Raw genomic sequence first — 17,800 nt, 5'->3', positions numbered from 1 at the left:
CTCCGACGGCCGGGCCGACCTGGGCCGAATGGCGGAACCGGCGACTTCGGGAGCGTTCCCACGGGCCGACCTGGACATCGACCACATGGTGCCGCTGGCCGAGGCGTGGGACTCCGGGGCGCGCGGCTGGACCCGGAGCCGCCGGCCCGGGCCGCCGGCTGCTTCGCCGACACCGGGCGGTCCGGGTCGACGCGGACAGGGTGATCCCCTAGAAGGGGGATGATCTACCATGAATAGGATCGGCGGCCGTGATGATCAAACGACGGCTGCCGGCGATCCTATTGGGACTGCTGGCCGCCTCCCTGACCCTGGGTCCCGTGCCGGCGTGGGCCGACGAGCCGACCAGCGGCGAGCCGCCCAAAGTGGAGCTGGTGCTCGACGTGAGCGGCTCGATGCGGGCCACCGACATCGGCGGGCGCAGCCGGATCTCGGTGGCGCAGCAGGCCTTCAACGAGGTGGTCGACGCGCTCCCGGACGCCACCCAGCTCGGCATCCGGGTGCTCGGAGCGACGTACAAGGGCGACGACAAGAAGGTGGGCTGCCAGGACAGCCAGCAGCTCGTACCGGTCGGGCCGGTGGACCGGGCCGCCGCCAAGTCGGCGATCGCCACCCTGCGGCCCACCGGGTTCACCCCGGTCGGGCTGGCGCTGCGCGGCGCGGCGCGGGACCTCGGCACCGGCGAGACGACGCGGCGAATCGTGCTGATCACCGACGGCGAGGACACCTGCGCCCCACCGGACCCGTGCGACGTGGCCCGCGAGCTGGCCGCTCAGGGCATCCACCTGGTGGTCGACACGCTCGGCCTGGCCCCGGACGAGAAGGTACGCCGGCAGTTGGTCTGCATCGCCAACGCCACCGGCGGCACCTACACCTCGGCGACCACCCCGGAGCAGCTCACCAGCCGGATCAAGCAACTGGTGGACCGGGCCAAGGACAGCAACGCGCCCGCCCCCGCGATCGTCGCGGGCGGCGCCGACTGCGCCAAGGCCCCGCTGCTGACCCCGGGCGTCTACACCGACCGGGAACGCTTCGAGGAGCACCGATGGTACCGGGTGCCGGTACGGCCGGGGCAGGAACTGCGGGCCTCGGTCAGCGTCGGCCTGGACCGGCCGGTGAACCGGGACTACGGCGTACTGCTCAGGGCCACCGCAGCCGACGGCCGGGAACTGGTCCGTGGCACGGACGCCGGCAGCGGCCGGACCGACGTGCTGTCCAGCGGGCTGCGCTGGTCGCCCGCCGACGCGGCGGAACCGGACCCGTCGCCGAGCGACCCGACCGCGGCGGCGCCGCCACCGGTCTGCCTGGTGATCAGCAACTCGTTCGCCGGCAAGGGTGCCGCGGCGGCGCAGTCGCCCGGCCTGCCGGTCGAGTTGACCGTCGACGTGGTCGAGGCGTCGCCGGCGCCGGACAGTCCGGGCCTCGGCCGGGGCTGGTTGCTGCTCGCCCTGTTGACCGTCGCCGGCCTGGTCACCGGGCTGCTCGCCGGCTGGCTGACCCGCTGGTGGGTCCGTACCTGGAGGACGAACTGACCATGCGGACGAACACCTGGCGCCTCGCCGCGGCGATGCTGGCCGCCGCCGCGTTCGGCGCGCTGCCGGCCGGCGCGGCCCGCGCGGCCGACCCGACGCCCACCCCGGACAGCACTCTCACGCCCTCACCCGGTGCCGCCGTCGTCAACCGGGCCGGCACCACGTTCCTCACCGCCACCGCGGTCGCCCCGGGCCAACCGGTAAGCGTCGCCGGGTCCACCGGCGACTACCTGTACTGGTCGTTCACCGCGACGGCCGGGCAGACCGACCGGGTGGCGATCACGGTGACCCTGCCGCCGAAGGGGCGCACCGGCGGGTCCACCTGGACGGTGGACGTCTTCGACGGACTGCGCCGCCGGCAGGCGTGCACCGACGGGGCGCAGACCCCGACCGTCAACGCAACGGCCGGCACGGTGTCGCTCGGCTGCACGCTGCGGCAGATCCGCGGCTGGGCCGAGCCGTGGTCCGGCGACCCGCTGCCCGGGACGTACTACGTCCGGTTGTCGGTGACCGACCTGCCGGAGGCGGACCTGGGCCTGCCGGTCCGGGTGGACATGCTGATCAACGCCGAGGACGGCGACGACCCGGGTGTCGAGGGCGGCCGGTTGCGGGCCCCGCTGGCCCCGCCGGCCCGGCCCGGTTCGGCGCTGACGGTCGCGCCGACGCCGGATCCCAGCGCCACCCCCGAGGCGGGAGACGGCACGTCGTTCGTCAGCCTGGACTGGCTGCCGGACCTGTCGTCCCGATGGATCTGGACCACGGTCGGCGGGGTGCTGGCCGCGATCGCCGGGGTGGTCGGCTTCTCGCTGACCTGGCGACGCCGGTAGCGATCCCCGGGGAGAGCCCTTTTCCGCGTCCCGTGCCGGACGAGGGCTCTCCCCGGCCGCGCCGCACCCCTTCCTCGCGGTCCCCGCCGCCAGCAGCGGACCCAGCCACGGATCCCGACACAAGCGGTAGCAGCGTCGAAACCCGACGTAGCGGCCAACCGGGACCCCACGTTAAGGTGTGACGCGAGTCAGCCCATGGCAACGGCGCGAAGGGTGAAACGTGCCCGGACGTGGCTCCACTGTGTCTCTGGCCGCTCAGACACGCTCCGGGCGCCGGACGACGGCAACTCCCGGCACGACGCCCGCGACACGGGGGAGTTATCCATGGTGGAGCAACCATTGTTCGGCCACCGACTGCGCCAGCTCCGGCGGGCGCGTGGCCTGTCCCAGGCCCAGGTGGCCGGCGGCCGGATGTCGGCGAGCTACATCTCACTGGTCGAGAGTGGACGGCGGACGCCCAACGCCGACTTCGCCCGGTTGATCGCCGGTCAGCTCGGCGTACCGCTGACCGAGCTGGTCGGCGTCGCGGAACACCGGCCGTCGGAACGGGCGTATCGGGTCGACCTGATCGGCCGGCTGATGTCCGCCCGGTCGGCCCGGTCCGGCGGCGACCACCGGCACGCCGCCGAGCAACTGCGCGGGATCGTCGCCGACGCCAGCGACACCGAGGACCGGGATGTCGCCTGGGAGGCCCGCTGGGAGTTCGCCGAGGCCCTCGGCCGGCTCGGTGAGCTGGACGAGCGGGAGGCGGTGCTGGACGCGCTGCTCGACGACCGGCTCACGGCGGAGACGGCGGCCCTGCAGACCCGGGTCCTGCGCGCGCTGGCCGAGGTGAGCCGCCACCGCGGCCGGCTGCGGGACAGCACCCGGATCGCCGAACGCGCGCGGTGCGCCGGCAGCACGCTGCCGGCCACCGCCCCGGAACGGGTGCACGCGTCGGTGGACCTGCTCCGCGGGTACGTCGCGTCCGGCGAATGGGAACAGGGCATCGCGCTGGCCGAGGAGCTGCTGGCGGTGGTCGACGAGGTGCCGGTGCCCACCCTGCGCGGCCTGGTGCACTGGACCGCCGGGGCGATGGACTTCCTGCACGGCAAGCCCGACGCGGGCGCCCGCTTCGACCGGGCGCTGGCGGAGATCGGGCCGGACAACGACGTACGGCTGTGGGCCCGGCTGTTGCGGGCGGCGGCCGCGCACCGGGTGGCGGCCCGGGAACTCGACGCGGCGCGGCCGTTGCTGGCGCGGGCCCGGCAGGCCATCGACCTGCTCGGCCGCCCCGGGGACCGGTTCCGGCTGGCGGTGGTGGAGATCGCGGCGGCCCTGGCCGGCGGCGATCGGACGGCCAGCCTGTCGGCCGCCGACGAGCTGGCCGCCCAGGTGCCGGACCGGCCGCCGTACGACCGGGCCCGCGCCCTGGTAGTGCTGGCCCGGGTGGCCCGGCGGTACGGCGAACCGGACGACGCGGCGCGGCACTACCAGGAGGCCGCCTCCCGCTACGAGGAATGCGGCGCGTACCGGCTGGCGGCCCGGGCCTGGCGCGAGTCCACCGCCGAGCCGGCCGCCGACGACCCCGGCCCCGAACCGGACCCGCACGCCCTGATCCTGCCGTGACGGTGGACAGGCCGGCCGCGGGTCGGCGGGGCGGCCTGCCGTGGGTTGACGGCGGCCTGGCGTGGGCGGGTCGTCCGTCGGCGTGCTGTTGGATGGGCACATGACTGACGCGGTGCCGCGGTCGGCGGACGAGGTGCTGGACATCGTCGACGAACAGGATCGGGTGATGGGCCGGGCGCCGCGCGGCGAGGCGTACGCCCGCCGGTTGCGGCACCGCTGCGCGTTCGTCCTGGTCCGGGACGCCGCCGACCGGATCTTCGTCCACCGGCGCACCGCCGGAAAGGCGATCTTCCCGTCCCGGTACGACATGTTCGTCGGCGGGGTGGTCGGCGCCGGCGAGTCGTACGACGAGGCGGCGCTGCGCGAGGCCGAGGAGGAGTTGGGCGTGTCGGGACTGCCCGCGCCGGCGCCGCTGTTCCGGTTCCTGTACGACACGCCCGAGCACAGCTGGTGGTCCGGCGTGTACGAGGTGCGCTGCGAACTGCCGGTGCGACCGCAGGTGGAGGAGATCGCCTGGCACGCGTTCCTCACCGAGGAGCAGGTGCGGGAGCGGCTGGACGAGTGGCCCTGGACGCCGGACGGGCTGGCCGCGTACCACCGGCTGCTGGCCTGGCGCCGGGAGCGAGGTTCGTCGGACTGACCGGCCGGTCCGGCAAGGCAAGGAGCGTCACGGGTAGGCGGCGACGATGGGTGGCGGTCACCGAGACGCCGTTCCGCGCGCCGGGCGCCGGCGCTTCGGCGGTTCGAAGACGAGGTGTTGCCGCTGGTGCTGCCGCACCTGCTCGTCCCAGAGCGCCTGGTCGTAGTCGGGATCGGGCGGGATCCACTTGTGCGAGGCGTCGCTGTAGTGGAACTTCTCGTCGCCGGGCCGCAGGATACTCATCGAGTCCAGCCGAGGAATCGGTAATGCAGGTGGCCGGCGGGAACGGGGGCCAGGTCCTGGGCGGCATCGACGAGTTGAGCGGCTAGGTAGAGGGCCAGTGCTACCGGGGCGTGGTCGTACTCGGCTCGCAGCTCCCGCCGCCGGCTCTGGCAGGGCCACTCGCCCGCACAGCCGTCACACGTCCAAGCCGGCTTGATCGGATGGTGAGTGCTCATCGCGGGCCGTCCTGGCTGGGCCAGTGGCCGCGATTGATCGGGATGCGGTGACGGCTCCGGCACGGCAGGGTCGCGCCGCAGCGGCAGATGCGCCGCCAGTGCCGCCATGACCAGACCGGCCGGTGCCGGCGGGCCAAGGTCAGGGCGACAGCGGACAGGTACTCCTCGTACGAGACGCGCGGCACTGGACCCCCTCAAGCATGAATCGATGGCAGGCGTTCGGCCCCTGGGGGCCGGCTGCTGGAGATCAAAGGTCACTGTAACGACGTAGGACTGTAGATACAATAAGATGTAGAGCTGTTGGACACGTAGCGTCACAGCCGTGATCGACCCGAGCGCAGACCGCGCCGTGTTCCGGCAGCTCGCAGACCTTCTGCGAGACCGGATCACGTCTGGCGACCTTGCGCCGGGCGCATCGCTGCCAAGTGAACTGCGGCTAGCTCAGGAGTACGGGTTGAGCCGCACGAGCGTCCGACAGGCGATAGCGCTACTTCGGTCGGAAGGGCTCGTGATCGTGGAACCACCGCGCGGCACCTTCGTCCGCGCCAACGAGCCGACCGAGACAGTCACTCTCCTGAAGGGCGACACTGCGTCTGCCCGGATGCCGACCCCGGCGGAGCGACGCGAACTTGAGATCAGCGAGGGCGTCCCAGTCGTCGTGATCTTCCGCGGCGACGGTTCCCGGGAGACGTACGCCGCCGATCGTGTCCGCGTCGGCCGCTAGCTTCCCTCGGCCCGCGCCAACTGATCCTAGGCGCAGCCACATGGTCCGAAAGTGGCAGAGTACTTCTGCTGTACAAGATCGGAAAAGGCCGTCTCCCAGCACGGGAAACGGCCTTCGAACTGAGTGGAGCTGAGGGGATTTGAACCCCTGACCCCCTCGATGCGAACTGTCGGCGAGCGGGTCGGACCGGGCGGTGCCCGACGGGAACGTGGGCTAGATCCTGGGCGGCGTCGACGAGTTGGGCGGCCAGGTAGAGGGCTACGTAGCGACACCGGGGCGCGGTCGCACTCCGCTCGCAGCTCCCGCCGCCGGGTCTGGCACGGCCACTCCCACCCGCCGAGATTCCGACCTATTGCCGGTCGCTCTGACCTCGACGGCAAGACGGTACGCCACTACCCGCACGCGGCGGCAGCCGACGAACTGCTCGCCGAGACCGTTCCGAGAGCGCGTGAAGGCGCCCTCTGTGCCGGATGGCTGAGACCCTTACAGATCTCACCCTTCCAGCCCAGAGGGCATTTGCCGTTCTCGCCAGCCACTGCCGCCAGCCTTCAGGGAAGGCGCGAGGCCGATGACGATTCAGTTATTGGTGAATTTCCACAGCCATTCACGGGGCATACTGTCGAAGTTCGCGAGGTAGCCGCCCCCAACCCACTTGTAACCTGATTCGGACCAGTTGAAGTTGCACTTGGCCCAGGTACCGCTCCCATAGGGATTGCGACAGTGCCGCTTGATGACGTTGCCGTTGTCGGATTCGATAACGCCAATCGCCGAGTGCCCGTCGGCTTGGCCGTCCCTGACGTAGACGTAGTCACCGTCGTACTTGACGCAGACTTGCGTACTGTGCCCGTAGAGGCCCCCGGACGCCGTCATGCACTGGTCGGCGTCCACCAGTCCGGCCTTGACGCCGGTCTGGCAACTAGCGAACTCGTATCCGCACATGCGGTGCCAATTGTCGGCGGCCATGGCCGGCGCCGGCGCGGCAAACACCACGAACACTGCGGTCACGAGGGCGAGGATGCCACTAACCGCGCGCCGAGATCGCACGAGTCCCTTCAAAACCGTCGTCATGTGTCTCATCGACCGCATCTCCCTGTGTCATCAAGATCGAAAGATAGCGGCCATCGTGGCATCAATCCGCTTCGGCGTCAACATAGGACAATGCGAAAGAGCGTGCCGATCTCATTCGGACACGCGGTGGTGACCGGCCGGCCACACAATGTGTGCCCGAGCCAGTTTCCAGGCGGAGCCGGCAGCGAGATCACGGGTCCCCGAATCCGCTGAGCGGCCCAGCACGGCCTTGGCCTGCCGTCCACGATGGCCCGGATTCGCACACCTCCACGGGTGGGGGCAGCCTGCGGCAACCCGCCGGAAGCCGACATCCCATCACCGTCGACGACCTGGAAGAAGCGGTCCGCGTCGCCTCCTCCCAGATCACCGTCATGACACCCCGCATCTCGACCGGCCGAAGGGCTGGGTGGTCGCCTGGGGCGAGCAGGTCGACGTCCGCCGTGTCAACAGCGCTGGCGGCGAGCTGACTGATGGGAAGGTCGCTGCCTACCTGGCCAAGTACGCCACCAGGGCCACCGAAGCCACCGGCCGCTGCGGGCCGGGCTGGACCAGCAAGAAATCATCGCCGCCTTCGGCGAGCCGCGCCGGCACGACGATCAGTTGCTGTACTTCGCTGCTGTACAAGATCGAAAAAGGCCGCCTCCGACTGGCGGAAACGGCCTTTGAGCTGGGGTGGAGCTGAGGGGATTTGAACCCCTGACCCCCTCGATGCGAACGAGGTGCGCTACCGGTCTGCGCCACAGCCCCTCGTCGGACCGGAGCCCGACGACCGACCAGACGCCGTCCACCGGACGCGCCCAGTCGTGGATCAGGCTAACAGGTTCCCTCCCCCCGATGCGAATCCACCCCGCCGCCCGGCCGCCGCCACCGAAGGTTGGCGCGTTCCGGCCCCGCCGAGGGCCGGCTCACGCCAAGATCCGGAGCGCCACGACTTACGCCGAGCGGCCGCCGCGGCCGGCCTCGTACGGGCGGCCGCGCAGGCCACCGGCGCGGCGGTAGGAGACCGAGGCGGACCGGCCACCGGCCGCGGCGGCGGGGGGTAGGTCGGCCGGGCGGTCCAGGCCCATCGCGGCTCGGCGTACCGCTTCGCGTTGGGCCGCCAGGCGGCGCTGCGCCTCCCGGCGGGCCGCCGCCCGGCGGGCCTGTTCGCGGCGGACCTCGGCCTGGCGGGCGGCCAGCCAGGCCGCCTCGCGGGCGGCCTCGCGCCGGCGCCGGCGGTCGGCGACGGCCCGGTTGCGCAGGTGTACGACGTAGGCGGCCAGCAGGGTGCCGGTGACCGAGAAGCTGATCCAGAAGCCCGGGCTGACCACCGCCACGCCGACCAGCTCGACCAGGTTGAGCAGCAGCAGGGCGGCGAACACCCGACGCCGGCGGTAGACGGCCGGGGTGTGCCGGCCGGCCGGGGGGCGGCGGCGCGGCCGGGTGGCGGTGCGGGGTACCGCGCGCAGCCGGCCGGAGCGGCGGTTGCCGGCCGGTACGACCGTGGCCGCGGCGCCGGCGGAGACCGGAGCGCCGCCGGAGACGGGCTTGACGACCAGCAGCCGGGACGGGTTGACCGGGCGCCGGCCCGGGACAGTGCGCATCCGCCGGCGGCGCGGCAGGACCCGCGCCGTCGACTGCGCCCGCTCCGCCACCAGCCGCTCGGTGGCGTCGTACCGGCGGACCAGCGCCGGAGCGAGGGCGAGCAGACCGGCCGCGGCGAGGACGGCGAGGAGCACCGACGTCGGCACCCGCTCCCCCTCCCGTCAGCCTTCCCGGGCAACCGACCGTACCCGGGAAGATCTCCGCGCAGTGGTCGCCGATCACGCAGATCATTGAGGCTTGGTACGAGGTTGCCGCACGTCCAGTTACTTCAGGTTACGGGCGTGGCACCGGTACGGCCGTACGGCGCGCCGATCACAACGGACCGAAAAGATCAAGAGGCGGCGGCGCGATTGCGGTGCCAACGGGCCAGCAGGCCGCCCTCGGCGGCGACCTCCTCGCTGGTCAGCGCGTAGCCGATGTGGTCGCGCCAGGCGCCGTCGATGTGCATGTAGCGGGCGTGGTACGCCTCCTCGCGGAAGCCCAGCTTCTCCACCACCCGCCGGGACGGACCGTTCTCGGGCCGGATGTTGACCTCGATCCGGTGCAGGCCACCCGGGCCGAAGGCGTGGTCCACGGCCAGCGCCATCGCGGTCGGCATCACGCCGCGGCCGGCCACCCGACCGTCCACCCAGTAGCCGGCGTACGCGGAGCAGAACGCCCGGCGCACGACGTTGCCCAGGTTCAGGTGCCCGACCAGGCGTTCCCGGCCGTCCTCGACGAGGCACACGGCGAACGGCATGCCCTCGCCCAGGCGGGCCGAGCGGCGCTGGTCCTTGTGCACGTAGCGGAACGCGGCCGGCGAGTTGAGGTCCACCCAGCGGCCGGGCGGCGAGGACTCCCAGGGTGCCAGCCACCGCTGGTTGGCCAGCCGGATCTCCGACCAGGCGGCCGCGTCCGAGCGCCGGTACGGGCGCAGCAGGACCGCGCCGTCCCGCAGCACGACGGGCCAGCCGGGCAGTCCGCCGATCATCGCCGCCGGTCCAGCAGCAACACGTCAACGGTGGAACCGGCGGCGGCGGTGGTCACCCGTTCGCCGAGCACCAGCAGCCCGTTGGCGTGCGACAGCCCGGACAGGGTGTGCGGACCGCCGCGCAGCGGTTGCACGGTGTAGCCGCCGCCGCGCCGCTCGGCCACCTGGGCGGGACGGAACTCGCGCAGCCCGGCCGGGGACGAGACGGTCTCCAGCAGGTGCGCCCGGACGCTGGGCCGGAACACCGGCTCGGCGCCGGCCAGCAGCTGGATGGCCGGGCGGGCCAGGACTTCGAAGCCGATCAACGCGGCACCGGGGTCACCAGGAAGACACACGACCGGCACCTCCTCGGCTCCGACCGTACCGAACCCGAGCGAGGTACCGGGATAGAGGGCGACATCGGTGAAGGAGACCGGGCCGGCGCGGCCGCCCTCGCGCCGGGACATGATCCGGCGGACCATGTCGCCCGGGCCGGTGCCGGTGCCGCCGGTCGTGATGATCAGGTCGGCCCGCAGCGTCTGATCCTCAAGGAGCCCCCGCAGACCCTCCGGATCGTCGTCGCAGATGCCCACCCGGTACGCCAGCGCGCCGACCTCGGCGGCGGCCGCCGTCAACGCGTGCGAGTTGGTGTCCACCACCTGGCCGGGCTGGCTGGCCCGGCCCACGTCGACCAGCTCGTCGCCGGTGGCCACGATGACCACCCGCGGGCTGGGCCGGACCACCACGTGCCCGATGCCGGTCGCGGCGAAGAGCGCCACCAGGGCCGGCGAGACGTACGTGCCGGCCCGGGCCAGCAGGGTGCCGGCGGCCACCTCCTCACCGGCCCGGCGCAGGCCGTAGCCGCGCTTGGGGGTACGGAAGATCTCCACCGCGGCCATGCCCTGGTCGGTCCACTCCACCGGGACCACCACGTCGGCGGCGATCGGCAACGGCGAACCGGCGGCCACCGAGAAGCACGAGCCGGGGGTCAGCCGCACCGGTCGCCAACTGGCCGCGCCGAGGTCACCGACCACGTTGAGGCGTACCGCGCGGTGGTCGCCCGCACGGGCGCCGGGCACGACGGAGCCGGCCGGGGCGGACGAGACGCCCCAGCCGGCACCCGACAGGTCTTCCCAACGCGCGGCGTAACCGTCGACGGCGGCCTGGTCGAACGCCGGGAAGGCGTGCGGCGCCACGACGTCCTCGGCCAGCGTGTTGCCGTACGCCTGGGTCAGGTCGAGGTCGAGCGGGGGCAGCGCGCGGAGCCTGCGCAGCACGCTGCCCAGGTATTCGGCGAGCGGCGTCAGCTCGTTGGCGGCCGCCTCGGCGTCGGCCGTCGCGGTCATGTACTAGGCCCGCCCGACGCGCCCGCCCGGACGAACTCGCCCAGCCACTGGCGGAACTCGGCGCCCAGGTCCTCCCGCTCGCAGGCGATCTGCACCACGGTCTGCAGGTAGCCCAGCGGCATCCCGGTGTCGTAGCGGGTGCCGCGGTAGACGATCGCGTGCACCGGTACGCCCTCCTTGATCAGCAGTCCCATCGCGTCGGTCAGTTGGATCTCGCCACCGCTGCCCGGCTCGGTCCGCCGGATCGCGTCGAAGATCCGGCCCGGCAGCACGTACCGGCCGAGGATCGCCAGGTTGCTCGGCGCGTCCTCCGGCTTCGGCTTCTCCACCAGGGCGGTCACCCGGACCACCTCGCCCAGGTCGGTGAGGTGGTCCTCGGCCGGCTCGACCGAGGCGATGCCGTACCGCTTGGTGTCGGCCGGCGGCACCTCGAAGAAGGCCAGCACGATGCCACCGGTACGGGCCTGCAGATCGAGCATGGCCGGCAGCAGCGGCTCGGAGAGCTTGACGAACTCGTCGCCCAGCAGCACCGCGAACGGGGCGTCCCCGACGTGCGCCTCGGCGTACCCGACGGCGTGGCCGAGGCCGAGCTGCTCGGGCTGCCGACAGGTGTAGATGTCGGCCAACTCGCTGGGCCGGCGGACCGCGGCCAGCCGCTCCTGGTCGCCCTTCTCCGCCAGCCGGGTCTCCAGGTCGGGCCGGCGGTCGAAGTGGTCGACCATGGATGTCTTGCCCCGGCCGGTGATGAGCAGGACGTCACCGATGCCGGCCGCGGTGGCCTCCTCGACGATGTACTGCAGCACCGGCCGGTCCACGACCGGCAGGAGTTCCTTGGGCACCGCCTTGGTCGCCGGCAGGAACCGGGTGGCGAGACCGGCGGCCGGAATGACCGCCTTGACCGCCCGAGGCCCCGCGGTCGAGGTGGAGGCCGTGGCTGGGGACGCTGAATGCTCCGACATGCCGCGAGACTATCCGCCACGGCTCTGCCGCGGCGGGTGTGGCCCGCAAGACGCGCCGCCGGAGGGGTCGACCTGCCGGTTGCCGACCCACGGCGGACCGTCCTCGGGTGATCCGGCGCCGGTCGCCACCACCATTTCCCCCGGCATTTCCCCCGACGCGACCCGGTAGGTGTCCTTGCCGGCGGCCTTGGCCGCGTACAGGGCGTCGTCGGCGGCGGCGAGCACCCGCTGGCCGGTGCCCCCGTGGTCCGGGTAGACGGCGATGCCGACGGAGACGGTCATCTCGATCAGCGCGGGCGGGACCGCCGAGCCGGGCGCCGCCGCGACCACCACCGGCTTGTTGCGGATCGCCGCGCCGAGCCGCTCGGCGACGGTGGCCGCGCCCCGGGCGTCGGTCTCGGGCAGCAGCAGCACGAACTCCTCCCCGCCCTGCCGGAACGCCAGGTCGACCTCGCGGATCACGCCGCGGATCCGGCGGGCGAACTCGGCCAGCACCACGTCGCCCGCGGCGTGCCCGTACGTGTCGTTGACGTCCTTGAACCGGTCCAGGTCCAGCGCCAGCACGCTGAGCATCCGGCCGAACCGGCTGGCCCGTTCCACCTCGCGACGGATCGAGTCCTTCAGATAGCGGTAGTTCCACAAGCCGGTCAGCGGGTCGGTCAGGGACAGCCGCTGGACCTCCTCGTGCACCCGGACGTTGTCCACGGCCACCGCCGCCCGTTCGGCGAAGGTGCGCAGGGTGGCCAGGTCGGCGTCGTCGAACTCGTCGGAGCCGAGCCGGTCGTACAGGGCGAGCACGCCCAACGCCGGCGGCGCCGCCACCCCCGGCGCGAACGGTGCCCGGGTGACCGGGCCGCCGGGCGGGCCGTCGCCGGCGGGCGCCGGGGCGGCGAAGGGCACCGCGACGTACGTGCCGCGGCGCGGTTCGCCGGCGGCGAGCCGCGGCCGGTCCCGGTCGACCCGGCCACGGCACGGCTCGCCGGTGGCCGCGACCCGGCCGAGCAGCCCGCTGCCCAGCGGGATCCGGAGCGCGGTCGGGTCGTCCAGCCCTTCGGCGCACTGCCCGACCAGGGTGGCCGCACGCGGGTCCACCAGCAGCACCAGGCCGGCCCGGGCGCCGGTGGTGGCCAGCGCCGACCGCAGGATCACCCGCAGGATCCCGGGCAGGTCGTGCGTGCTGGCCAGCGTGTCGCCGAGCACCGCCAGGTGGCCCCGCAGCTGGTCCCGGCTGGTGGTGAGGGCCTGCACGTAGGACTGGGTCTCCCGGGTCATCCGGTTGAACGCGCCGGCCAGCCGACCCACCTCGTCGCAGGTGCGGACCGGCACCCGGGCCTCCAGGTCGCCGTCGGCGACCCGGTCGACCGCCCGGGCCAGTTCGGCCAGCGGCCGGGTGGTCGAACCGGCCAGCCGCCGGGCGGCGACCACCGCGCAGCCCCCGGCCAACAGCACCGCCCCGATCAGTACGGCGTACAGGGCGGCCGGGTCGTCCGGAGCCACCGACAGCACCAGCGGCAGCGGCTGGCCGGGCGACGGGCCGACCCGCCGGACGTACCGGCCGCCGCCGTCGGTGCGGGCCGTCCCGTCGCCGGTGAGCCGCGCCGCGGTGGCCAGCACCGCCTCCCGGGAGCGCAGGTTCTCGGTGCTCGGGGTGCCGGCGGTCCGGCCACCGCCGGCCCCGCCGAGCAGGGTGACCTCGGTGCCGATGGTGGCCGCCAGTCGGGACAGGAAGGCGAGGTCCAGCACCTGGGTCGCGGTGACCGCGCCGATCGGTCGGCCGTCGGGGTCGCGCAGCTCGACCCGGACCGCCAGGGCGCGGGCCGGCGCGTCGGCGGGGGCGGCGGCGGAGCAGTCGGCCCACGGCCCGGCGGGCTGCCGCGGGGTACCCGCCTGGACGGCGCCGTCCGCGCCGGTGACCAGCACCGCGTCGGCCAGGCCGTGGGCCACCAACTGGCCGGCGGCGCCGGGTCGCAGGGTCGGGTCGGTCACGGCGACGGCGTCCGCCGCGGCGTGCAGTTGGCGGCACAACGCGCCGACCGAGGTGCGTACCGTGTTCGCGGCGATGGTGAGGCGTTCCGCGGACCGGTGGGCGCCGACCGTCGCCAGGGTCCCGCCGACGAACACCGCGCCGAGCAGCACCGGACCGAGCACGACCGCGAGGAACGCGGTGGTCAACCGGCCCCGCAACGTCACTCTTCCCCCCGGCGGTCGCGCGAGCGGCGACTGCGATGCTGACTGCACAGCCCTATCGGTTAACCCGGATTCCCGCTGGAGAGTTGCGTGCCGAATTTTTCGGATGAAGCGGAAGCCTCGGCCGGCGCCAAGATCGACCTGCGGCGCGCCGTGCTCACCCGCCGTCGGTCGCTGCCGGCGAAGCGGCGGGCGGCGGCCGCCCGGCGCGTCCAGGCCACCCTCACCGACCTGGTACGCGACCTGCGGCCGGCCACCGTCACCGGGTACGTCCCGATCGGCGCCGAGCCGGGCGGCGCCGAGCTGCCCGAGGTGCTGCGAACCGCGCTGCCGCCCGACGCCCGGCTGCTGCTGCCGGTGCTACTGCCGGATCTAAACCTGGACTGGGCCGGCTACGCCGGGCCGGGGACGCTGCGGGTCGCCGGCCGGGGCATCCGCGAGCCGATGACCGACCGGCTCGGCGCCGGGGCGGTCGGCACCGCCGAGCTGATCGTGGTCCCGGCACTGGCCGTGGACCGGACCGGCGTCCGGCTGGGCCGCGGCGGCGGCTCGTACGACCGGGCACTGGCCCGGTGCGGCCCCGCCGCCCTCACCGTGGCCCTGGTGTACGACGAGGAGTTGATCGAGCACGTCCCCGCGCAACCACACGACCGCCGGGTACGGGCGGTGGTCACGCCGAGCGGGGGCCTACGACGGCTCTCGGCGTGACTGAGTGTCACGCACCACACTTCCGCTGGACGATCGAGGGTGCGATGCCGCACCATTGGCACTCGGATACGTCGAGTGCCAGACAAGTCGCAAGATCCGGAGGAACCCGTGCCCACGTACCAGTACGCCTGCACCGCGTGCGGCCACCAGCTGGAGGCGGTCCAGTCGTTCAGCGACGAGCCGCTGACCCAGTGCCCGTCGTGCGAGGGACGACTGCGGAAGCTGTTCAACTCGGTGGGGATCGTCTTCAAGGGGTCCGGCTTCTACCGCACCGACTCCCGGGCCAACGGCTCCGAATCGCCGACCGCCGGCAAGCCGGCGGCCAAGTCCGAGTCGTCCTCGTCGTCGGGCGGCGACTCGGCGACCAAGAGCGACGGCGGATCGGGATCGAGCGACCCGGCGAAGTCGACCTCGACCTCGACGTCTTCGTCGTCGACGACCAAGAGCAGCAGCGCACCCGCCGCGAGCGGCGCTTCCTGACCCGGCGCGGGGCGAGACGTCCGTTTCGGCGACCGACAGCCCGGGGCGGATCACCAGTGCGGCGGGCGGTCGGCCAGCAGTCGGTCGTCGTTGGAGTCGGAGCGCTCGCCCCAGCCGTGATCGGTGTCGTCGGCCGACCGCTCGGGCAGCACCGGAGCGTCGTCCGCGCGGCGCTCGGGCCGGGTCGGCCGGGCCGCCGACGCCGGTCGGCGCGGTTCGTCAAGCCTGTCCACGCCGGCAAGCCTACCCGCGCGCGGCGGGTCCGGCCGCTGGCCGGGATCACCCGCCGGGCCGGGCCGGCCGCCGCGACGGGCACGTCGGGCGGGTTCGTCGGCCGCCGACGTTGGTAGCGTCGGACAGCGTGACGGACTTCAGCGGCGACCCGGCCGGCCACGACGTCTGGCGCCGGCCGGTCGAACCCGAGCCCGGCGGTCCGATGGCGCCTCCGGCGCCGCTACCGGCGGCCCCGCCACCGGCGCAGGTCGGCTACGCCGGGCCGCCACCGACTCCGGTGCCGGCCGGGGACTGGCGTCCGCCGGTGCACATCCGGCCCGCCCCGCCGCGTCAACTCCCGCCGCAGGACGTCCTCGCCGTGGAGGCGGAGGAACAACGCGCCCGGACGGTGACCGGCACCGTCGCCGTGGTCGCCGGCGTGGTGCTGCTGGTGCTGTTCTGCCTGCTCTGCGGCCGGGTCGTGCTCTGACCCGGCGTCCTGCTCCGACCCGGCCGCCACCCGAGCGACGGTGCTAGACGACGCCCTTCCAGACCGCCTGGGCTCCGGAGTCGCCGGTCAGGTAGACGTAGATCACCGCGAGCACGCCCAGCACGACGACCAGGCCGGTCAGCACCGTGCCGACCCAGCCGGGCAGCGCCGCGGCCCGCGGGTGCCGGCTGGTGGCGAACAGCAGCAGGGCGGTGGCCACCGCCAGACCCACCGTCCACCAGAACAGCTGGTCGGCGTACCCACTGTGGACCTCGACCTGCTTCAGGATCTCGGCGCCGTAGTTCTTCTCCGCCAGGATGTGCTCGAGTTCCTCGCCGGACTCCTTGGCGACGAAGACGGTCACCGGGGCGAGTACGGCGAGGATCGCCGCCGCCCAGCCGAGCCGGCCGCGCCAGGCCGGCAGGACGCCGTACCCGATGGCGAGCACCGCGAGCAGCGGGACGAAGACCACCGCGGCATGGATCACCAACGCATGCGCCGGAAGGCCCATGACTTCTCTGAACATCGACAACCTCCGGTACGGATCGGGAGCGACCGAGGCCAGCGTAGGCCACCTCGTCCGATTCCCCGGTTGTCGGTCCCGACTGGTCATGCTGTGATTACGGCATGTCAGGTGAGGAGTTGCTCCGCTCCCGGGGGCTTCGGGTCACCCGGCCGCGCCTCGCCGTGCTCGACGTCCTCGCCGGCGGCGGCCACCTGGAGGTCGACGAGATCACCCGGCGGGTCCGCGAACGGCTCGACTCGGTCTCCATCCAGGCGATCTACGACGTGCTCGGTGCGCTGTCCCGGGCCGGCCTGTCCCGGCGGATCGAGCCGGCCGGCAGCCCGGCCCGCTACGAGGCCCGGGTCGGCGACAACCACCATCACGTCGTCTGCCGTGGCTGCGGCGAGATCGCCGACATCGACTGCTCACGCGGCAGCGCCCCGTGCCTCGATCCGGACACCGCGCACGGGTTCGATGTGGACGAGGCCGAGGTGACCTTCTGGGGGCTGTGCCCGAACTGCCAGACCCGTCGCGCCGCGGACACCGACGAGACCGCGGACACCAGCGAGACCACGGACGCCTGACGCCGCGGCCAGCCCGGCGACGCGGCGAGGCGTGCCGGCGGTCCGGCCCACGTGGCAGGCTTGACCGATGGACCCCGACGACGATCTCGGGCTGTTCGGGCCCGGCTCGGTCACCTGGAAGGTGCACGAGGAACCGATCCTGTTCCTGGCCGGCCTGCGGGCGCTCTACCTGCAGGCCCTGCATCCGCGGGCGATGGCCGGGGTGGCGCAGAACAGCGACTTCAAGGCCGACGCGTGGGGACGGCTCATGCGCACCACGACGTACGTGGCCACCACCATCTACGGCACCACCGCCGAGGCCGAGGCCGCCGGGCGCCGGTTGCGGCGGATGCACGCCCGGATGACCGCCCGGGACCCGTTCACCGCGGAGGAGTTCCGGGTCGACGAACCGGACCTGCTGCGCTGGGTGCACGTCACCGAGGTCGAGTCGTTCGTCACCACCGCCCAGCGGGCCGGCGTACCGCTGACCGGGGCGGAGGTGGACGGTTACTTCGCCGAACAGCGCCGGGCCGCCGCCCTGGCCGGGTTGGACCCGCAATCGGTGCCGGGCAGCGCGGCCGAGGTGGCGGAGTACTACCGCCGGATCCGGCCGGAGTTGCGGCTGACCAGGGAGGCCGCCGAGACGGCGCTGTTCCTCACCGCGCCACCGGTACCCCGGAAGATCAGCCTTCCGTTGCGGGTCGGCCTGAGCCTCGGTCCGACCCGACTGCTCTACTTCGGGCTGGCCGGCACCGCGTTCGGCCTGTTGCCGCAGTGGGCCCGGCGCCGGTACGGCGGACTGGGCCTGCCCACCACCGATCTGTCGGCCGAACTCGGCGTCCGGGCGCTGCGCCTGGCCCTGAACGCGGTCCCCCGCCGGTTCATCGAGGGCGAGATCTACCAGGCCGCGCAGGCCAGGGCCACCCGGCTCGCCCCGACCGGCTGACCAGGCCGCCGGCGGC

20 protein-coding genes, 1 tRNA gene and 1 pseudogene are annotated in these 17,800 nt (G+C 73.5%); 11 read left to right on the top strand and 11 right to left on the bottom strand.

Annotated features, from left to right (window positions below; translation table 11 throughout):
- The first annotated feature begins 251 nt into the window (after positions 1 to 251).
- The 4 genes from ACFOX0_RS01840 to ACFOX0_RS01825 all read left to right on the top strand — a co-directional run bounded on the left by ACFOX0_RS01840 (position 252) and on the right by ACFOX0_RS01825 (position 4,604).
- Positions 252 to 1,529 (top strand): VWA domain-containing protein, encoded by a 1,278-nt coding sequence (locus ACFOX0_RS01840; RefSeq protein WP_377541874.1) that lies wholly within the window; start codon positions 252 to 254, stop codon positions 1,527 to 1,529.
- 2 nt (positions 1,530 to 1,531) lie between these two features.
- Complete coding sequence (locus ACFOX0_RS01835; RefSeq protein ID WP_377541872.1) at positions 1,532 to 2,356, top strand: peptidase; 825 nt, start codon at positions 1,532 to 1,534, stop codon at positions 2,354 to 2,356.
- A 324-nt stretch (positions 2,357 to 2,680) separates the two neighbouring features.
- Entirely contained in the window at positions 2,681 to 3,964 is a 1,284-nt protein-coding gene (locus ACFOX0_RS01830; RefSeq protein WP_377541608.1) for a helix-turn-helix domain-containing protein, read from the top strand.
- A gap of 100 nt (positions 3,965 to 4,064) precedes the next feature.
- Positions 4,065 to 4,604, top strand: a complete 540-nt coding sequence (locus ACFOX0_RS01825) for an NUDIX hydrolase (RefSeq protein ID WP_377541606.1) — start codon at positions 4,065 to 4,067, stop codon at positions 4,602 to 4,604.
- Positions 4,605 to 4,661: 57 nt separating this feature from the next.
- Here ACFOX0_RS01825 and ACFOX0_RS01820 read toward each other — a convergent pair whose 3' ends face one another.
- Positions 4,662 to 4,847, bottom strand: a complete 186-nt coding sequence (locus ACFOX0_RS01820) for a hypothetical protein (RefSeq protein WP_377541605.1) — start codon at positions 4,845 to 4,847, stop codon at positions 4,662 to 4,664.
- A gap of 537 nt (positions 4,848 to 5,384) precedes the next feature.
- On the opposite strand from ACFOX0_RS01820, the gene ACFOX0_RS01815 reads away from it, so the two are divergent.
- The gene (locus ACFOX0_RS01815) at positions 5,385 to 5,786 is read left to right on the top strand and encodes a GntR family transcriptional regulator (protein ID WP_377541604.1); all 402 of its coding nucleotides are present in this window, start codon (positions 5,385 to 5,387) and stop codon (positions 5,784 to 5,786) included.
- A 196-nt stretch (positions 5,787 to 5,982) separates the two neighbouring features.
- Here ACFOX0_RS01815 and ACFOX0_RS01810 read toward each other — a convergent pair.
- Both ACFOX0_RS01810 and ACFOX0_RS01805 read right to left on the bottom strand, forming a co-directional pair.
- A pseudogene (locus tag ACFOX0_RS01810) lies at positions 5,983 to 6,166 on the bottom strand (hypothetical protein); the annotation flags it as partial.
- A 196-nt stretch (positions 6,167 to 6,362) separates the two neighbouring features.
- Positions 6,363 to 6,791 carry a hypothetical protein gene (locus tag ACFOX0_RS01805; protein ID WP_377541603.1) on the bottom strand — a complete coding sequence of 143 codons (429 nt, stop codon included), beginning with the start codon at positions 6,789 to 6,791 and terminating at the stop codon, positions 6,363 to 6,365.
- 469 nt (positions 6,792 to 7,260) lie between these two features.
- Here ACFOX0_RS01805 and ACFOX0_RS01800 point away from each other — a divergent pair, with 469 nt between their 5' ends.
- Positions 7,261 to 7,536, top strand: a complete 276-nt coding sequence (locus ACFOX0_RS01800) for a replication initiator (protein WP_377541602.1) — start codon at positions 7,261 to 7,263, stop codon at positions 7,534 to 7,536.
- On the opposite strand, the gene ACFOX0_RS01795 is transcribed toward ACFOX0_RS01800, so the two are convergent.
- From ACFOX0_RS01795 to ACFOX0_RS01770, 6 genes are all read right to left on the bottom strand, one after another.
- Positions 7,528 to 7,601, bottom strand: a tRNA-Ala gene (locus ACFOX0_RS01795). The two genes, ACFOX0_RS01800 and ACFOX0_RS01795, sit on opposite strands and share 9 nt — an antisense overlap.
- A gap of 185 nt (positions 7,602 to 7,786) precedes the next feature.
- Entirely contained in the window at positions 7,787 to 8,584 is a 798-nt protein-coding gene (gene sepX, locus ACFOX0_RS01790; RefSeq protein WP_377541601.1) for a divisome protein SepX/GlpR, read from the bottom strand.
- A 185-nt stretch (positions 8,585 to 8,769) separates the two neighbouring features.
- The gene (locus ACFOX0_RS01785) at positions 8,770 to 9,408 is read right to left on the bottom strand and encodes a GNAT family N-acetyltransferase (protein ID WP_377541600.1); all 639 of its coding nucleotides are present in this window, start codon (positions 9,406 to 9,408) and stop codon (positions 8,770 to 8,772) included.
- A complete protein-coding gene (locus ACFOX0_RS01780) occupies positions 9,405 to 10,733 on the bottom strand; it encodes a molybdopterin molybdotransferase MoeA (RefSeq protein WP_377541599.1) in 1,329 nt (442 codons plus the stop codon). Before ACFOX0_RS01780 ends, ACFOX0_RS01785 begins: the two co-directional genes overlap by 4 nt.
- Positions 10,730 to 11,692, bottom strand: coding sequence for a UTP--glucose-1-phosphate uridylyltransferase (locus tag ACFOX0_RS01775; RefSeq protein ID WP_377541598.1), 963 nt, complete (start codon positions 11,690 to 11,692; stop codon positions 10,730 to 10,732). The genes ACFOX0_RS01780 and ACFOX0_RS01775 overlap by 4 nt, the downstream gene beginning before the upstream one ends.
- Before the next feature lie 9 nt (positions 11,693 to 11,701).
- Positions 11,702 to 13,882, bottom strand: coding sequence for a GGDEF domain-containing protein (locus tag ACFOX0_RS01770; RefSeq protein WP_377541597.1), 2,181 nt, complete (start codon positions 13,880 to 13,882; stop codon positions 11,702 to 11,704).
- An 87-nt stretch (positions 13,883 to 13,969) separates the two neighbouring features.
- Between ACFOX0_RS01770 and ACFOX0_RS01765 the strand changes: the two genes are divergently transcribed.
- Complete coding sequence (locus ACFOX0_RS01765; RefSeq protein WP_377541596.1) at positions 13,970 to 14,587, top strand: 5-formyltetrahydrofolate cyclo-ligase; 618 nt, start codon at positions 13,970 to 13,972, stop codon at positions 14,585 to 14,587.
- Between the two features lie 108 nt (positions 14,588 to 14,695).
- Complete coding sequence (locus tag ACFOX0_RS01760; protein WP_377541595.1) at positions 14,696 to 15,067, top strand: FmdB family zinc ribbon protein; 372 nt, start codon at positions 14,696 to 14,698, stop codon at positions 15,065 to 15,067.
- Between the two features lie 50 nt (positions 15,068 to 15,117).
- On the opposite strand, the gene ACFOX0_RS01755 is transcribed toward ACFOX0_RS01760, so the two are convergent.
- Positions 15,118 to 15,300: a hypothetical protein gene (locus ACFOX0_RS01755; RefSeq protein ID WP_377541594.1), complete on the bottom strand. Its 183-nt coding sequence runs from the start codon at positions 15,298 to 15,300 to the stop codon at positions 15,118 to 15,120.
- A gap of 128 nt (positions 15,301 to 15,428) precedes the next feature.
- On the opposite strand from ACFOX0_RS01755, the gene ACFOX0_RS01750 reads away from it, so the two are divergent.
- Positions 15,429 to 15,770: a hypothetical protein gene (locus ACFOX0_RS01750; RefSeq protein ID WP_377541593.1), complete on the top strand. Its 342-nt coding sequence runs from the start codon at positions 15,429 to 15,431 to the stop codon at positions 15,768 to 15,770.
- A 43-nt stretch (positions 15,771 to 15,813) separates the two neighbouring features.
- Here the strand turns inward: ACFOX0_RS01750 and ACFOX0_RS01745 are convergent, their stop codons facing one another.
- Positions 15,814 to 16,296 (bottom strand): DUF2231 domain-containing protein, encoded by a 483-nt coding sequence (locus ACFOX0_RS01745; protein WP_377541592.1) that lies wholly within the window; start codon positions 16,294 to 16,296, stop codon positions 15,814 to 15,816.
- Between the two features lie 101 nt (positions 16,297 to 16,397).
- On the opposite strand from ACFOX0_RS01745, the gene ACFOX0_RS01740 reads away from it, so the two are divergent.
- Complete coding sequence (locus ACFOX0_RS01740; RefSeq protein WP_377541591.1) at positions 16,398 to 16,859, top strand: Fur family transcriptional regulator; 462 nt, start codon at positions 16,398 to 16,400, stop codon at positions 16,857 to 16,859.
- Between the two features lie 67 nt (positions 16,860 to 16,926).
- Positions 16,927 to 17,784 (top strand): oxygenase MpaB family protein, encoded by an 858-nt coding sequence (locus tag ACFOX0_RS01735; RefSeq protein ID WP_377541590.1) that lies wholly within the window; start codon positions 16,927 to 16,929, stop codon positions 17,782 to 17,784.
- The last annotated feature ends 16 nt before the right edge of the window (positions 17,785 to 17,800 follow it).

This window comes from Micromonospora zhanjiangensis, from assembly GCF_042650605.1.
Classification (GTDB): Bacteria; Actinomycetota; Actinomycetes; order Mycobacteriales; family Micromonosporaceae; genus Micromonospora_J; species Micromonospora_J zhanjiangensis.
The sequence above is the reverse complement of the archived record's forward strand: the minus strand, read 5'-3'. Positions and strand labels throughout refer to the sequence as shown.

Excerpts from the sequence above, each read along its gene's own strand:
- ACFOX0_RS01745 (WP_377541592.1), bottom strand. The coding sequence starts at position 16,296 with ATGTTCAGAGAAGTCATGGGCCTTCCGGCGCATGCGTTGGTGATCCAT.
- ACFOX0_RS01740 (WP_377541591.1), top strand. The coding sequence starts at position 16,398 with ATGTCAGGTGAGGAGTTGCTCCGCTCCCGGGGGCTTCGGGTCACCCGG.
- ACFOX0_RS01780 (WP_377541599.1), bottom strand. The coding sequence starts at position 10,733 with ATGACCGCGACGGCCGACGCCGAGGCGGCCGCCAACGAGCTGACGCCG.
- ACFOX0_RS01775 (WP_377541598.1), bottom strand. The coding sequence starts at position 11,692 with ATGTCGGAGCATTCAGCGTCCCCAGCCACGGCCTCCACCTCGACCGCG.
- ACFOX0_RS01835 (WP_377541872.1), top strand. The coding sequence starts at position 1,532 with ATGCGGACGAACACCTGGCGCCTCGCCGCGGCGATGCTGGCCGCCGCC.
- ACFOX0_RS01735 (WP_377541590.1), top strand. The coding sequence starts at position 16,927 with ATGGACCCCGACGACGATCTCGGGCTGTTCGGGCCCGGCTCGGTCACC.
- ACFOX0_RS01785 (WP_377541600.1), bottom strand. The coding sequence starts at position 9,408 with ATGATCGGCGGACTGCCCGGCTGGCCCGTCGTGCTGCGGGACGGCGCG.
- ACFOX0_RS01840 (WP_377541874.1), top strand. The coding sequence starts at position 252 with ATGATCAAACGACGGCTGCCGGCGATCCTATTGGGACTGCTGGCCGCC.
- ACFOX0_RS01825 (WP_377541606.1), top strand. The coding sequence starts at position 4,065 with ATGACTGACGCGGTGCCGCGGTCGGCGGACGAGGTGCTGGACATCGTC.
- ACFOX0_RS01820 (WP_377541605.1), bottom strand. The coding sequence starts at position 4,847 with ATGAGTATCCTGCGGCCCGGCGACGAGAAGTTCCACTACAGCGACGCC.
- ACFOX0_RS01830 (WP_377541608.1), top strand. The coding sequence starts at position 2,681 with ATGGTGGAGCAACCATTGTTCGGCCACCGACTGCGCCAGCTCCGGCGG.